The organism is Bradyrhizobium sp. LA6.1 (genome assembly GCF_040547805.1).
In the GTDB taxonomy this organism is placed as follows: Bacteria; Pseudomonadota; Alphaproteobacteria; order Rhizobiales; family Xanthobacteraceae; genus Bradyrhizobium; species Bradyrhizobium barranii.
On the sequence record NZ_JBEPQK010000001.1, the window covers coordinates 787,966 to 802,243 of the forward strand.

General features: G+C 65.4%; 12 protein-coding genes. All 12 read left to right on the forward strand.

Annotation, left to right across the window (positions count from 1 at the left end; genetic code table 11):
* The 12 genes from ABIB99_RS03440 (at window position 1) to mmsB (ending at window position 13,868) form a co-directional block, all read left to right on the forward strand.
* The gene (locus ABIB99_RS03440) at window positions 1–1,173 is read left to right on the forward strand and encodes a fumarylacetoacetate hydrolase family protein (RefSeq protein WP_354174875.1); all 1,173 of its coding nucleotides are present in this window, start codon (window positions 1–3) and stop codon (window positions 1,171–1,173) included.
* Window positions 1,174–1,631: 458 nt separating this feature from the next.
* Complete coding sequence (ytfQ, locus tag ABIB99_RS03445) at window positions 1,632–2,597, forward strand: galactofuranose ABC transporter, galactofuranose-binding protein YtfQ (protein WP_014496611.1); 966 nt, start codon at window positions 1,632–1,634, stop codon at window positions 2,595–2,597.
* Between the two features lie 118 nt (window positions 2,598–2,715).
* Complete coding sequence (locus ABIB99_RS03450; RefSeq protein WP_354174876.1) at window positions 2,716–4,260, forward strand: sugar ABC transporter ATP-binding protein; 1,545 nt, start codon at window positions 2,716–2,718, stop codon at window positions 4,258–4,260.
* Window positions 4,257–5,249, forward strand: a complete 993-nt coding sequence (locus tag ABIB99_RS03455; protein WP_071915511.1) for an ABC transporter permease — start codon at window positions 4,257–4,259, stop codon at window positions 5,247–5,249. Before ABIB99_RS03450 ends, ABIB99_RS03455 begins: the two co-directional genes overlap by 4 nt.
* Complete coding sequence (gene yjfF, locus ABIB99_RS03460; RefSeq protein WP_208085850.1) at window positions 5,246–6,226, forward strand: galactofuranose ABC transporter, permease protein YjfF; 981 nt, start codon at window positions 5,246–5,248, stop codon at window positions 6,224–6,226. The genes ABIB99_RS03455 and yjfF overlap by 4 nt, the downstream gene beginning before the upstream one ends.
* Window positions 6,223–6,975 (forward strand): FadR/GntR family transcriptional regulator, encoded by a 753-nt coding sequence (locus ABIB99_RS03465; protein WP_028150313.1) that lies wholly within the window; start codon window positions 6,223–6,225, stop codon window positions 6,973–6,975. The genes yjfF and ABIB99_RS03465 overlap by 4 nt, the downstream gene beginning before the upstream one ends.
* The gene (locus tag ABIB99_RS03470; protein WP_354174877.1) at window positions 6,972–7,898 is read left to right on the forward strand and encodes a Gfo/Idh/MocA family protein; all 927 of its coding nucleotides are present in this window, start codon (window positions 6,972–6,974) and stop codon (window positions 7,896–7,898) included. Before ABIB99_RS03465 ends, ABIB99_RS03470 begins: the two co-directional genes overlap by 4 nt.
* 2 nt (window positions 7,899–7,900) lie before the next feature.
* On the forward strand, window positions 7,901–8,977 hold the full coding sequence (locus ABIB99_RS03475; RefSeq protein WP_354174878.1) for an aldose epimerase family protein: 1,077 nt from the start codon (window positions 7,901–7,903) through the stop codon (window positions 8,975–8,977).
* Window positions 8,977–9,855 carry an SMP-30/gluconolactonase/LRE family protein gene (locus ABIB99_RS03480; protein WP_354174909.1) on the forward strand — a complete coding sequence of 293 codons (879 nt, stop codon included), beginning with the start codon at window positions 8,977–8,979 and terminating at the stop codon, window positions 9,853–9,855. Before ABIB99_RS03475 ends, ABIB99_RS03480 begins: the two co-directional genes overlap by 1 nt.
* 73 nt (window positions 9,856–9,928) lie before the next feature.
* Complete coding sequence (chvE, locus tag ABIB99_RS03485) at window positions 9,929–11,002, forward strand: multiple monosaccharide ABC transporter substrate-binding protein (protein WP_354174879.1); 1,074 nt, start codon at window positions 9,929–9,931, stop codon at window positions 11,000–11,002.
* A gap of 101 nt (window positions 11,003–11,103) precedes the next feature.
* Window positions 11,104–12,681, forward strand: a complete 1,578-nt coding sequence (mmsA, locus tag ABIB99_RS03490; RefSeq protein ID WP_354174880.1) for a multiple monosaccharide ABC transporter ATP-binding protein — start codon at window positions 11,104–11,106, stop codon at window positions 12,679–12,681.
* Window positions 12,678–13,868 carry a multiple monosaccharide ABC transporter permease gene (mmsB, locus tag ABIB99_RS03495; RefSeq protein ID WP_085399414.1) on the forward strand — a complete coding sequence of 397 codons (1,191 nt, stop codon included), beginning with the start codon at window positions 12,678–12,680 and terminating at the stop codon, window positions 13,866–13,868. Before mmsA ends, mmsB begins: the two co-directional genes overlap by 4 nt.
* The last annotated feature ends 410 nt before the right edge of the window (window positions 13,869–14,278 follow it).

A 14,278-nucleotide genomic window follows, 5' to 3' on the forward strand; every position in this document is an offset into this window, starting at 1 on the left:
ATGACGACACTGTCTGTTAGAGATCTTCTCCCCGAGGATGGAACGAAGGGGACGCTGGTCGGCCGCGTCTGGCTGCCGCAGGCGAACGGCCCGGCCGTTGTCGCCGTCCGTGGAGACGGCGTCTTCGACGTCACCGCCAAGTTTCCGACCGTCAGCGCGCTCTGCGAGGAAGACAATCCGGCCAAGGCGCTCGCCGCGGTCAAGGGCGAGCGCATCTGCGATCTCGAAGCGATCGTGGCCAACACGGCGCCGGATGGGCGCGATCCGAAAAAGCCGTGGCTGCTTGCGCCCCTCGATCTCCAGACCCTGAAGGCCGCCGGCGTCACCTTCGCCATCTCGATGCTGGAGCGCGTCATCGAAGAGCGCGCCAAGGGCAATCCGGCCTCGGCCGAAGCGATCCGGAAAGAAGTGACGCGGTTGATCGGCGACGATTTGTCGAAGCTCAAGCCGGGCTCCGACCAGGCGATGCATTTGAAGCAGGTGCTGATCGATCAGAACGCCTGGAGCCAATATCTCGAAGTCGGCATCGGTCCGGATGCCGAGGTCTTCACCAAGGCGCCGACGCTGTCGTCAGTCGGCACCGGCATGGATGCCGGCCTGCATCCGAAGTCGACCTGGAACAATCCCGAGCCCGAGCTCGTGCTGTTCGTGTCGAGCCGCGGCAAGATCGTCGGCGGCGCGCTCGGCAACGACGTCAATCTGCGCGACTTCGAGGGGCGTTCGGCGCTGCTGTTGTCGAAGGCCAAGGACAACAACGCCTCCTGCGCGATCGGTCCGTTGCTGCGCCTGTTCGACGACACCTTCACACTCGACGACGCCCGCAAGCTCGATATCAGCCTGAACGTGAAGGGCGCGGACGGTTTCGTTCTCGACGGCCATTCCTCGATCAGCATGATCAGCCGCGACCCCACGGACCTCGTCGAGCAGACGATCGGCAAGGTGCATCAATACCCCGATGGCTTCGTGCTGTTCCTCGGCACGATGTTCGCGCCGGTCAAGGATCGCGATGCGCCGGGGCAGGGGTTCACCCACAAGCGCGACGACATCGTCACGATCGCAGCGCCCCAGCTCGGCAAGCTCGTCAACCGCATGCGCACCAGCGACGAGTGCGAGCCCTGGACTTTTGGAATCGGCGCGCTGATGAAGAACCTCGCGCAACGGAAGCTGATCTAGCTCCGCTGCCCTTCGCCTCTCCCCGCACGCGGGGAGAGGCCGGATTGCATCGAAGATGCAATCCGGGTGACGCGGACTCTCCGCGAGTCGATTTGGTCGACCTACGCCGAACTCTATCCACACCGTCATTGCGAGCGCAGCGAAGCAATCCAGAGTCCCTCCGTGGACAGTTTCTGGATTGCTTCGCTGCGCTCGCAATGACGCGGAGGAGAGTTGCGAGCCGCACATACTCCTTCATCTCCCCGTTGCATCCACGGAACAAAATCGCGCTGGGCGTGTCATTGAACCGTCCATCCCGCCAAATCGAAGTTTTGCGCTAATAGTCAAATAATATGACTAGTCGGAACTCATCTTCCGTGAAATAGTCCCTCCCGCCGCCTCAAAGGTCGGCCTGCGGGTGCCATGCTACCGATCGGCGCCCGAGATAACACAAGATGACTTCTTGGGAGACACGCCTGATGACCCTCAAAGCCCTCTTTGCGGCCAGCGCCACGGCCGCGTTGCTGCTCGCGCTGCCGGCCAGCGCCGCCGAGCTCACCATCGGCTTCTCGCAGATCGGATCGGAATCCGGCTGGCGCGCGGCCGAGACGTCGGTCTCCAAGCAGGAGGCTGCCAAGCGAAAGGTCAATCTCAAGATCGCCGACGCGCAGCAGAAGCAGGAGAACCAGATCAAGGCGATCCGCTCCTTCATCGCGCAGAACGTCGATGCGATCTTCCTTGCACCCGTAGTCTCGACCGGTTGGGACTCGGTGCTGAAGGAGGCCAAGGAGGCCAAGATCCCGGTCGTGCTGCTCGACCGCGACATCGATCCCTCCGGCAAGGAGCTCTATCTCACCGCCGTGACCTCCGACAGCGTGCACGAAGGCGAGGTTGCCGGCGACTGGCTGGCCAAGACCGTCGGCGGCAAAGCCTGCAACGTCGTCGAATTGCAGGGCACGGTCGGCGCCAGCGTCGCCGCCAACCGCAAGAAGGGCTTTGACACCGCCATCGCCAAGCATGCGAACCTCAAGGTGGTGCGCAGCCAGACCGGCGACTTCACCCGCGCCAAGGGCAAGGAGGTGATGGAGAGCTTCATCAAGGCCGAAGGCGGCGGCAAGTCGATCTGCGCCGTCTATGCGCACAATGACGACATGATGGTCGGCGCGATCCAGGCGATGAAGGAAGCCGGCCTCAAGCCGGGCAAGGAGATCCTCACCGTCTCGATCGATGCGGTCCCCGACATCTTCAAGGCCATGGCCGCCGGCGAAGCCAACGCCACCGTCGAGCTGACCCCGAACATGGCCGGCCCCGCGCTGGATGCCATCGCGGCCTTCAAGGACAAGGGCACGGTGCCGCCCAAGTGGATCCAGACCGACTCCAAGCTCTATACAGCGGCTGACGATCCGCAGAAGATCTACGACAGCAAGAAGGGCCTCGGTTACTGAGGCGGGGTGCCGCGCCGGACCGCGCGTTGTGGTCCGGCAGCCCCCTTCGAAACCGCTGCGCGAACGAATAGGCTGGGTGTCCGCAGCATAAGCGGACGCCGGTGGGAGTGACGTCGTTATGGAGAACAGCCCCGATCCTGCTCCTTCCCTGATGGAGGTGCGCGGGATCAGCAAAAGCTTCGGTGCTGTGCGTGCGTTGCAGGAGGTCGACTTCACGCTTCGCGCCGGCGAGATTCATGCGTTGCTCGGTGAGAACGGCGCCGGCAAATCCACGATGATCAAGGTGATCACCGGCGTATTCCCCCGCGATGCCGGCATCGTCCGGCTCGGCGGCGAGGAGGTCGCGCCGCGCTCGGCCAAGGCGGCGCTCCAGGCCGGTATCGCCACCGTCTACCAGGAGGTCAATCTGCTGCCGAATCTCTCGGTCGCGCAGAACCTGTTCCTCGACCGGCAGCCGATGCGCTTCGGCATCGTACGTGAAGGCGAGATGCGGCGTCGCGCCAAGGCGCTTCTCACGGACTTCGGCCTCGATATCGACGTCGCCGCGCCGCTCGGCAGCTATTCCGTCGCCATCCAGCACGTCACCGCGATTGCGCGGGCCGTCGATCTTTCCGCGCGCGTGCTGATCCTGGACGAGCCCACGGCGAGCCTCGACCGCCACGAGGTCGAGATCCTGTTCGGCATCATGCGCCAGCTTGCCAAGCGCGGCATCGGCATCGTGTTCGTCAGCCACTTCCTCGATCAGGTCTACGAGATCTCCGACCGCATCACGGTGTTGCGCAACGGCCGCCTGGTCGGTGAGCGCGAGACCGCCTCGCTGCCGCGGCTCGAGCTGATCCGGATGATGCTCGGCCGCGAGCTGGCCGAGACCACCAGCGCCCGCGCGTCGGCGGGAGGGCATCAGGCGCGCGAGGTCTGCGCGAGTTTCGAGAACTACGGCAAGGCCGGCTATGTCGCGCCGTTCAATCTCGAGCTACGCCATGGCGAGGTCGTGGGTCTCGCCGGCCTGCTCGGCTCGGGCCGGACCGAAACGGCGCGGCTGGTGTTCGGCGCCGAGCGCGCCGATGGCGGGCAGGCGAGGGTGGAGGGGGCGCCCGTGCGGCTGCAGTCGCCGCGCGACGGCGTGCGCCACGGCTTTGGCTATTGCCCGGAGGAACGCAAGACCGACGGCATCGTCGCCGAGCTCACCGTGCGCGAGAACATCGTGCTCGCGCTCCAGGCCAAGCGGGGCCTGCACCGGCCGCTGTCGCGCCGCGAGCAGGACGAGATCGCAAGCCGCTACGTCAAGATGCTCGACATCCGCCCGCCCGATCCGGAGCGCGCCGTGGGGCTGCTGTCCGGCGGCAATCAGCAGAAGGTGCTGCTGGCGCGCTGGCTCGCGACCTCGCCGCGCCTCCTGGTGCTGGACGAGCCGACCCGCGGCATCGACGTCGGCGCGCATGCCGAGATCATCCGCCTGATCCGCGAGCTCTGCGACGACGGGCTGGCGCTGCTCGTGATCTCCTCCGAGCTGGATGAGATCGTGACCTATTCCGACCGCGTGGTCGTGCTGCGCGACCGCGCCCATGTCGAGGTGCTCGCGGGCGAGGCGATCGACGTCGGCAACATTCTCGCGGCTATCGCCGCCGATGGCGCCGCTGTCGCGCATGAGGGCCGGGCATGACAGCGCTGTTGCCGCGCCGCGGCCTTGCCCAGATCCTCGCGCTGATCGTCATCCTGGCGGTCGATCGCATCGTGTCGCCGCAATTCTTCGATCTGCGTCTCCAGGACGGCCGGCTGTTCGGCAGCCTGATCGACGTGCTCAACCGCGGCACGCCGGTGGCGCTGCTCTCGCTCGGCATGGTGCTGGTGATCGCGACGCGCGGCATCGATCTGTCGGTCGGTGCGGTCATGGCCATCTCCGGCGCGATCGCGGCGAGCCTTGCCGACACGCACAGTCTGGCCGTGGTCCTTGCGGCCGCGCTCGGCGCTGGCTTGATCTGCGGATTGTGGAACGGATTTCTCGTCGCGGTGCTCGGCATGCAGCCGATCGTGGCGACGCTGATCCTGATGGTGGCGGGACGCGGCATCGCGCAGCTCATTACCGAGGGGCGCATCGTGACCTTCTCCTCGCCAGATCTGGTCTGGCTTGGCAATGGCGCGGTGCTCGGCGTGCCGATGCCGGTCGTGATCGCCCTGGGCATGCTGATTCTCACCGGCGCGGTGGTGCGCGGCTCGGCGCTCGGACTGCTCATCGAGGCGACCGGCGGCAACGCGCGGGCGAGCGAGCTTGCCGGCGTCGGCACGCGTGCGATGATCCTGGCTGTCTACGTCTGGTGCGGCATCTGCGCCGCGCTCGCCGGCGTGATCGCGGCGGCCGACATCATGGGCGCGGATGCCAACAATGCCGGCCTCTGGCTCGAGCTCGACGCCATCCTCGCGGTGGTGATCGGCGGCACCTCCCTGTTCGGCGGCCGTTTCAGCCTCGTGCTGGCCGTGCTCGGTGCGTTGATCATCCAGACCATGAACACCGGCATTCTGCTGTCGGGCTATCCACCGGAGTTCAATTTGCTGGTCAAAGCGGTGGTGGTGATGACAGTGCTGCTGCTGCAATCGCCGAAATTTTCGGGGATTGCCGGGATCGCCGCGCGGCTGCGGAGGTCCAAAGCATGAAAGGCCTGCCGCCCGTCCTCATCACCGCTATCGTGCTGGTTGCCGGCTTTGCGCTCTGCGCCGTGCAATTCCCCAACATCGCCTCCACCCGCGTGGTCGGCAATCTCCTCACCGACAACGCCTTTCTCGGCATCGTCGCGACCGGCATGACCTTCGTCATCATCTCCGGCGGCATCGACCTCTCGGTCGGCTCGGTGATCGGTTTCACCACGGTGTTCGTAGCGCTTGCGATCGAGCGCTGGGGCGTGCCGCCGCTGCTTGCCTTCGTCGCGATCCTCGCGCTCTCGGCGGCCTTCGGAGCCGCGATGGGCGCGGTGATCCATATATTCGACCTGCCGCCGTTCATCGTGACGCTGGCGGGGATGTTCCTGGCCCGCGGCGCGAGCTTCCTGCTCTCGACGGAATCGGTGCCGATCACCGCGCCGGTCTATTCCACCGTGTCGGACTTCGCGCTGCGGATGCCCGGCGGAGGGCGATTGACCGCGATTGCGATCATCATGCTCGTGATCGTGATCGGCGGCGCCTTGCTGCTGCATCTCACCCGGTTCGGTGCCAATGTCTATGCGCTCGGCGGCAGCCGGGCGACCGCGAGCCTGATGGGCGTTGCCGTCGGCAAGATGACGGTGAGGATCTACATGCTGTCGAGCCTGCTCGCGGGCATCGCCGGCATCGTGTTCTCCTTCTACACGAGCGCCGGCTACTCGCTCTCCGCGGTCGGCGTCGAGCTCGACACCATCGCGGCCGTCGTGATCGGCGGCACGCTGCTCACGGGCGGGCAGGGCTCGGTGATCGGCACCTTCCTCGGCGTGCTGATCCAGGGCCTGATCCAGACCTACATCAATTTCGACGGAACGCTGTCGAGCTGGTGGACCAAGATCGCGACCGGCGTGCTACTGTTCGCCTTCATCGCCTTGCAGCAGGGGCTGGTCGCGCTCGCGCGGCGGCCGGCGGCGAAGCGCGCAGGAGCAGCCACATGACGTCGCGCATCGTCGTCATCCCGACGCGCCGGGCTCACTCCAACCATGCGGAAGTGGCCCGCTCGATCGGCGTCGACATTATCGCCGGCCGCTACGCCGAGGGAACGCGCCTGCCTGGTGATGCCGAGATGATTGCGATGTTCGGCGTGTCGCGGCCGGTGCTGCGCGAGAGCGTGAAGACCCTGGTCGCCAAGGGCCTGCTCACCACCAAGGCCCGCGTCGGCACCGTCGTACGCGAGCGCGCCGCCTGGAACATGTTCGACGCCGACGTGCTGGCTTGGCATCTGGACGCCGGCATCGACAAGCGCTTCCTCAACGACCTCGCCGAGATTCGCCTCGCGGTCGAGCCGCGCGCGGCCATGCTGGCGGCGGCGCAGAGGTCCGAAGACGACCTCGCCGAGCTCCGTCGTTGCATGGACCGCATGCGGTTTGAGGCTTCCGATTCCGTCGGCTTTGCCGACGCCGACCTCGCACTCCATGTTGCGGTGGCGCGCGCTTCGGGCAATCTGTTCATGCGCTCGATCGGCCACGTCATCGAGGCCGCCCTGCGCGCCTCCTTCCTGCTCAGCGCACCGGTCGAGCCGGAGGACCGCGACACCGTGCTGCTCTGGCACCAGAAGATCGTCGATGGCATCGCCGCCGGCGACGCCCAGACCGCCTCGGAAGCGATGGTTTATGTCATTCACAACGGTATGCGCCGCCACGAGGCCGAGGCGCTGCCGTCCGCGGATATTGGAGAAAAAGCGTGACCGCACTTCGCATTGCCATCGTCGGCTTCGGCAAGATCGCGCGCGACCAGCATGTCGGTGCGATTGCTGCGACGGCGGGCGCGACGCTCGCGGCCGTCGCGAGCCGCAACGCATCGCTGCCGGGCGTGCCGCATTTTGCGACCATCGAGGAGTTGCTGGAAAAGGGACCGCCGATCGATGCCGTCTCGCTCTGCACGCCGCCGCAGGTAAGGCGTGCCCAGGCCGCCACGGCGCTCGCTGCGGGCAAGCACGTGATGCTGGAGAAGCCGCCCGGCACCGGCGTCGCCGAGCTCGACCCGCTGATCGCGATGGCGGAGGAGGCCAAGCGAACGCTGTTTGCGACCTGGCATTCACGCTATGCGCCCGCGGTCGAGCCGGCGCGCGCGTGGCTTCTCACGCGGCGGATCAAGTCCGTGCACATCAACTGGAAGGAAGACGTCCGCGTCTGGCATCCCGGGCAGGGCTGGATCTGGGAGCCGGGCGGGCTTGGCGTGTTCGATCCCGGCATCAACGCGCTCTCGATCCTGACCCGTATTCTGCCCCGGCCGGTGTTCGTCACCGCGGCCGAGCTGGCCTTTCCAGCCAATTGCCAGGCCCCGATCGCCGCGAACCTGGCGCTGACCGACATCGGCGGCCTGCCTGTGACCGCCGAGTTCGATTTCCGCCAGACCGGACCGCAGAGTTGGGATATTCTCGTCGAGACGGACCAGGGCCGAATGACGTTGTCGGGTGGCGGCCGGCGCATGGCGATCGACGGCGAGACCGTTGCCGAGGCGCCCGATCAGGAATATCGCGAGCTGTACGGGCGCTTCGTCAAGCTCACCGCGACCGGCGCGCGCGATGTCGACCTGGCGCCGCTGCGTCTCGTTGCCGATGCCTTCCTGCTCGGCAAGCGTAACATCGTCGAACCGTTTGTGGACTGAACATGGCTGGCTCAAAAATAACAAAAGACATCTTCGGAACGCTGCCGGACGGCCGCAACGTCGAGCGCATCGTGCTGCGCGGGGAGGGCGGGTTCGAAGCCCGCATCATCACCCATGGCGCGGTGATCCAGGCGCTCATCGCACCGGACGCCAAAGGCGGTTACGACGACGTCGTGCTCGGCCATGACACGTTTGCCGGTTATCTCGCCGAACGAAAGTTCTTCGGTGCCACCGTCGGCCGCTACGCCAACCGCATTGCCAACGGACGATTTTCGCTGGACGGCGAAACGGTGCAGCTTCCGGTCAACAACGGTCCGAATGCGCTGCATGGTGGCCTCGACGGGTTCGATCGCAAGCTCTGGGAGATAGCCGCCATCGACGACGGCGCGGAGCCGGGCGTCACGCTCACCTATTCGAGCCCGCATGGCGAAGAAAACTATCCCGGCCGGCTCGACGTGCGCCTGACCTATCGCGTCACCGGCCCGGCCGAGCTGTCGTTGACGATGGAGGCGCGAACCGACCGTCCGACCATCGTCAACCTGACCAATCACAGCTTCTTCAATCTGGAAGGCGCGACCTCAGGCACGCCCATTCTCGACCACAAGCTGACGGTCGCCGCCGAGCATTTCCTCGCCATCGATCCCACCGCCATTCCGTTGCCTGAGCCGCCGCGCGCGGTGGCCGGAACGCCGTTCAACTTCCGCGACGGCGAGGCCGTCGGCGCGCGCATCCGCGAGCGCGATCAGCAATTGCAGAACGGCAAGGGCTACGACCATACCTACTGTCTCGGGCGTGACGGCAAGCTTGCTCTCGCGGCCCGGCTGGAGGCGCCGCGTTCGGGGCGCATCATGGAGCTCTTGACCAATCAGCCCGGCCTTCAGGTCTATTCCGGCAACTATCTCGACGGCACGATCTCGGGCAAGGGCGGCAAGCTCATCCGGCAGTCGGATGCCATGTGTCTCGAGCCGCACATCTGGCCGGATGCGCCGAACCGGCCGGATTTCCCGAGCCCGCGCCTCAATCCCGGCGAGGTCTACCGCCATCACACGGTCTATCGCTTTGGAGTGAGGACGCCATGATGGAAGAGGTGCCGACCTCGGTTCTTTCGGACGATCCATGCCATCTCGGCGAGGGGCCGACCTATGATTTGAGCACCGACACGGCCTGGTGGTTCGATATCCGCGAGGGGCGGCTGTTCGAGGCGCATCTCGGCAGCGGCAGCATTCGCGTCCACGCGCTCGGCCGGATGGCGAGCGGTCTCGGGCGCATCGACGCCGAGCGCCAGTTGATCGTCGCCGAAGACGGCCTCTACATCCGCAAGCTCGCCGACGGCGCGTTGACGCTGGTCTGTCCGCTTGAAGCCGACAATCCCGCGACGCGCTCCAACGATGCCCGTGTGCACCAGTCCGGCACGTTCTGGATCGGCACCATGGGCCGCAATGCGGAGGCGGGAGCGGGCGCGATCTACGCGTTCCATCGCGGCAAGATATCGATGCTGTTCCCCCGCATCACCATTCCCAATTCGATCTGCTTTTCACCGGACGGTGCGACCGGCTACTTCGCCGACACCGCGCGCGCCGTGCTCTACGCGGTTCCGCTTGATCCGGCGACCGGCTTGCCGCGAGGCGAGCCGGACGTTCTGTTGCGCCACACCGGCATCGGGGGCCTCGACGGCTCGGTGTGCGACGCCGACGGGCAGATCTGGAACGCCTGCTGGGGTGCGGGCCGGATCGATGTCTACTCTCCGCGAGGCGAGCGTCTGCGCTCGCTGCGCGTGCCGGCAAAGCAGTCGAGCTGCCCCGCTTTCGTGGGCCCTGATCTGTCGCGCCTCCTCGTCACGTCGGCCTGGCAGGATATGGACGCGGCGGCGCGCGCCGCCGATCCGCAGGCCGGCCGCACTTTCCTGTTGCAGGCATCTGCGCGTGGTCGCGCGGAGCCTGACGTCAAGCTCGCATAGGAGGCTCGCAGCCGCACACGACCAACGTTCTCGACGAAACGAAGAAACAGTCTGACACCCAAGGGAGTAAAACATGCTGAAACTGAAGACGACATTTCTCGCGCTGGCGCTTGTCGGCGCAGCGACGATGGCCTCAGGCGTCACTGCCTCCGCCCAGGACAAGGCGACGGTTGGCATTGCCATGCCGACGAAATCGTCGGCGCGCTGGATCGACGACGGCAACAACATGGTCAAGGTGCTGAAGGAGCGCGGCTACAACACCGACCTGCAATATGCCGAGGACGACATCCCGAACCAGCTCTCGCAGGTCGAGAACATGGTGACCAAGGGTGCGAAAGCGCTGGTGATCGCCGCGATCGACGGCACTACGCTGTCCGACGTGCTCAAGCAGGCGAAAGCAAAAGGCATCACCGTGATCGCCTATGACCGCCTGATCCGCGGCACGCCGAACGTCGACTATTACGCGACCTTCGACAATTTCCAGGTCGGCGTGCTCCAGGCGGAGTCGCTCGTGCAGGGGCTTGGCCTCAAGGACGGCAAGGGCCCGTTCAACATCGAGCTGTTCGGTGGCTCGCCCGACGACAACAACGCCTACTTCTTCTACAACGGCGCGATGAGCGTGCTGAAGCCGTACATCGACAGCGGCAAGCTCGTCGTCGTCTCCGGCCAGATGGGCATGGACAAGGTCGCGACGCTCCGCTGGGACGGCGCCACCGCGCAGGCGCGCATGGACAACCTGCTCAGCGCCTACTACGGCAACAAGAAGGTCAACGCGGTGCTGTCGCCCTATGACGGCCTGTCGATCGGCATCATCTCGTCGCTGAAGGGCGTGGGCTATGGCAGCGCCGGCCAGCCGATGCCGATCATCAGCGGCCAGGATGCCGAGGTGCCCTCGATCAAGGCGATGCTGCGCGGTGATCAGTACTCGACCATCTTCAAGGACACCCGCGATCTCGCCAAGGTGACCGCCGACATGGTCGACGCCGCACTCGCCGGCAAGCAGGTCACCGTCAACGACACCAAGACCTACGAGAACGGCGCCAAGACGGTGCCGTCCTATCTCTTGAAGCCGGTCGTGGTCTACAAGGACAATTGGGAGAAGACTCTGGTCGACAGCGGCTACTACAAGAAGTCGCAGTTCCAGTAAGCTTCTTTCTTTCCCCTCTCCCCGCTTGCGGGGAGAGCCTCTTCTCCCTCCCCCCGCAAGCGGGGAGAGGTGAACTAGCAGCGATCGAGGGATGTGAAATCATGACCGCCATGCTGGAGATGCGCAACGTCAGCAAGAGCTTTTCAGGCGTGCAGGCTCTGCGTGACGTGAACTTCTCGGTCGAGGCCGGGCAGATCCACGCGCTTGTCGGCGAGAACGGTGCCGGCAAATCCACACTGATGAAAGTGCTCAGCGGCGTCTACCCGGCCGGCAGCTACGAGGGCACCATCGTCTTCGAGGGCGAGGAGCGCCGCTTCCGCGACATCAACGATTCCGAGGCGCTCGGCATCATCATCATCCACCAGGAGCTGGCGCTGATCCCGCTGATGTCGATCGCGGAGAACATCTTCCTGTCGCATCCGCCGTCCAAATTCGGCGTCATCGATCGCGACGAGGTCTACCGGCGCACGCGCGAGCTGCTCGCGCAGGTCGGCCTGAAGGAATCGCCGGATACGCTGATCACCGACCTCGGCGTCGGCAAGCAGCAGCTGGTAGAGATCGCGAAGGCGCTGTCCAAGCGGGTGCGGATGCTGATCCTGGACGAGCCGACCGCGAGCCTCAACGAGGCCGACAGCGCCGCGCTGCTCGAACGCCTGATGGCCTTCCGCGAGCAGGGCATCGGCTCGATCCTGATCTCGCACAAGCTCAACGAGGTGGCCAAGGTCGCCGACCACATCACCGTGCTGCGCGACGGCCGCACCGTCGACAGCATCGACTGCCGCAGCGAGCCGATCCAGGAAGACCGCATCATCCGCAGCATGGTCAACCGCGATCTCGCCCATCGCTTTCCCGAGCGCAGCGCGAAGATCGGCGCGCCTGTCCTGACCGTCGAGAACTGGTCGGTCTATCACCCCATTCATCCCGAGCGGCAGGTGATCAAGAACGTCAATTTCGGCGTGAAGCGCGGCGAGGTCGTCGGCATTGCCGGGCTGATGGGCGCCGGCCGCACCGAGTTTGCCATGAGCCTGTTCGGCCGCTCCTGGGGCACCACTATCAGCGGCCGGATCCGGCTCGAGGGCAGGGAGATCGTGCTGCCGAGCGTCGCGGCTGCGATCGACGCCGGCCTTGCCTATGTCACCGAGGACCGCAAGCAGCTGGGCTTGATCCTGGCCGATGACGTCCGCAAGAACATCACGCTCGCCAGCCTCGACCAGGTCGCACCCGGCCGGGTGATCGACGACATCGCCGAGCTGAAGGTTGCCAGCGACTACCGGAGCCGCATGCGCATCCGCTGCTCCGACGTCTACCAGGAGACCGGCCAGCTCTCCGGCGGCAACCAGCAGAAAGTGGTGCTGTCGAAATGGCTGATGACCGATCCCAAGGTCCTGATCCTGGACGAGCCGACCCGGGGCATCGATGTCGGTGCCAAATACGAGATTTACTGTATCATCAACGAGCTTGCGGAGGCCGGGCGCGGCGTCGTGGTGATCTCCTCGGAGATGCCCGAGCTGCTCGGTATCTGCGATCGCATCTGCGTCATGAACGACGGCGCCTTCGTCGGGGAGTTCAAGGGCGCAGAGGCGACGCAGGAGAAGATCATGCGCGCCATCATGCGCAACGAACGAAGCAACGGAAACGGCGTGCCTGAGGCCGCGGAGATGGGAGGATTGCAGCCATGACCGACAAGACGGTGTCGCTGCCCGAGGAGCGCCGGCACGGCAGCTTCATCAAGAACAATTTGCGCAATTACGGCATGCTGATGTCGCTGATCGCGATCATGCTGTTCTTTCAGGTCATGACCGGCGGCACGTTGCTCCAGCCGCTCAACCTGACCAATCTGGTACTCCAGAACAGCTACATCGTCATCATGGCGCTCGGCATGCTGCTCGTGATCGTCACCGGCCATATCGACCTCTCGGTCGGGTCGGTCGCGGGATTCGTCGGCGCGGTCGCCGCCCTGCTGATGGTGACGTACAAGGTCGACTATACGCTCGCCTTCATCGCCTGCCTCGTGGTCGGCGCTGCGATCGGCGCGGCGCAGGGCTATTGGGTCGCCTATTTCAAGATACCGTCTTTCATCGTGACCCTGGCCGGCATGCTCGTGTTCAAGGGACTTGCGCTCGCGGTGTTGCAGGGGCAGTCGCTCGGGCCGTTTCCGCCGACCTTCCAGAAATTGTCGTCGGGCTTCATTCCGGAGTTCCTGCCCGAAGCGGGCACGCTGCATCCGACCTCGATGCTGATCGGCGCCGTGCTGGCGCTGGGGCTGGTCTATGCCAGCGCCAAGAGCCGCGCGCGCGAGCAGTCGCACGGCATCGAGGTCGAGCCTTACGCGTTCTTCCTCGGCAAGAGCGTGGTGCTGGCCTGCGCCGTGCTCTACTTCACCTACCTGATCGCGACCTATCGCGGCTTGCCGAACGTGCTGGTGATCATGAGCGCCTTGATCGCGCTCTACGGCTTCGTCACCCGCCGCACCGTGATCGGCCGGCAGATCTATGCCGTCGGCGGCAACGCCAAGGCGGCAAGCCTGTCGGGCATCAAGACCGAGCGGCTGACCTTCCTCACCTTCGTCAACATGGGCGTGCTCGCAGCCCTTGCCGGCCTCGTCTTTGCCGCGCGCCTCAACACCGCGACGCCGAAAGCGGGCCTCGGCTTCGAGCTCGACGTCATCGCCGCCTGCTTCATTGGCGGCGCCTCGGCCTATGGTGGGGTCGGCCGCGTCGGCGGCGCCGTGGTCGGCGCCATGATCATGGGCGTGATGAACAACGGCATGTCCATCCTCGGCATCGGCATCGACTACCAGCAGGTCATCAAGGGCCTGGTGCTGCTCGGGGCCGTGTGCATCGACGTGTATAACCAGCGGCGGTAGGCGCAAAATCACGTCGCGGGGGAGGCTCTGGCGCCGCCCCGCCAGGCGACTACCATTTTCGTCAATTTCGATCACGGCATCGCGACCGGAACCGATGCCTCGCGATGACCATGATTTGGGGACTAGATCCGGGGGGGGCCGAGCAGGGCACGGGCAGGGCAGCACCAGTGGCGGCTCATATCCACGAGATGACAGACGATGAATTTGAGGGCCGGCTTCGCATCCTCTTGCGCATCGTTTCCGTCTGCACCCTCGGGCTAGGCTCCTTTGCTGCAGGTTTATTGATCGGGGCCTTTGTTCTGTTTTGAACGAGGCGATTCACGCCAGAGCCTCGGAACGAGAGGCGCCGGCGCGTCTTCTTGATCTAGATCAACCGATCGTCAATTCCGTGCTAATCTCATGTGGTCGAC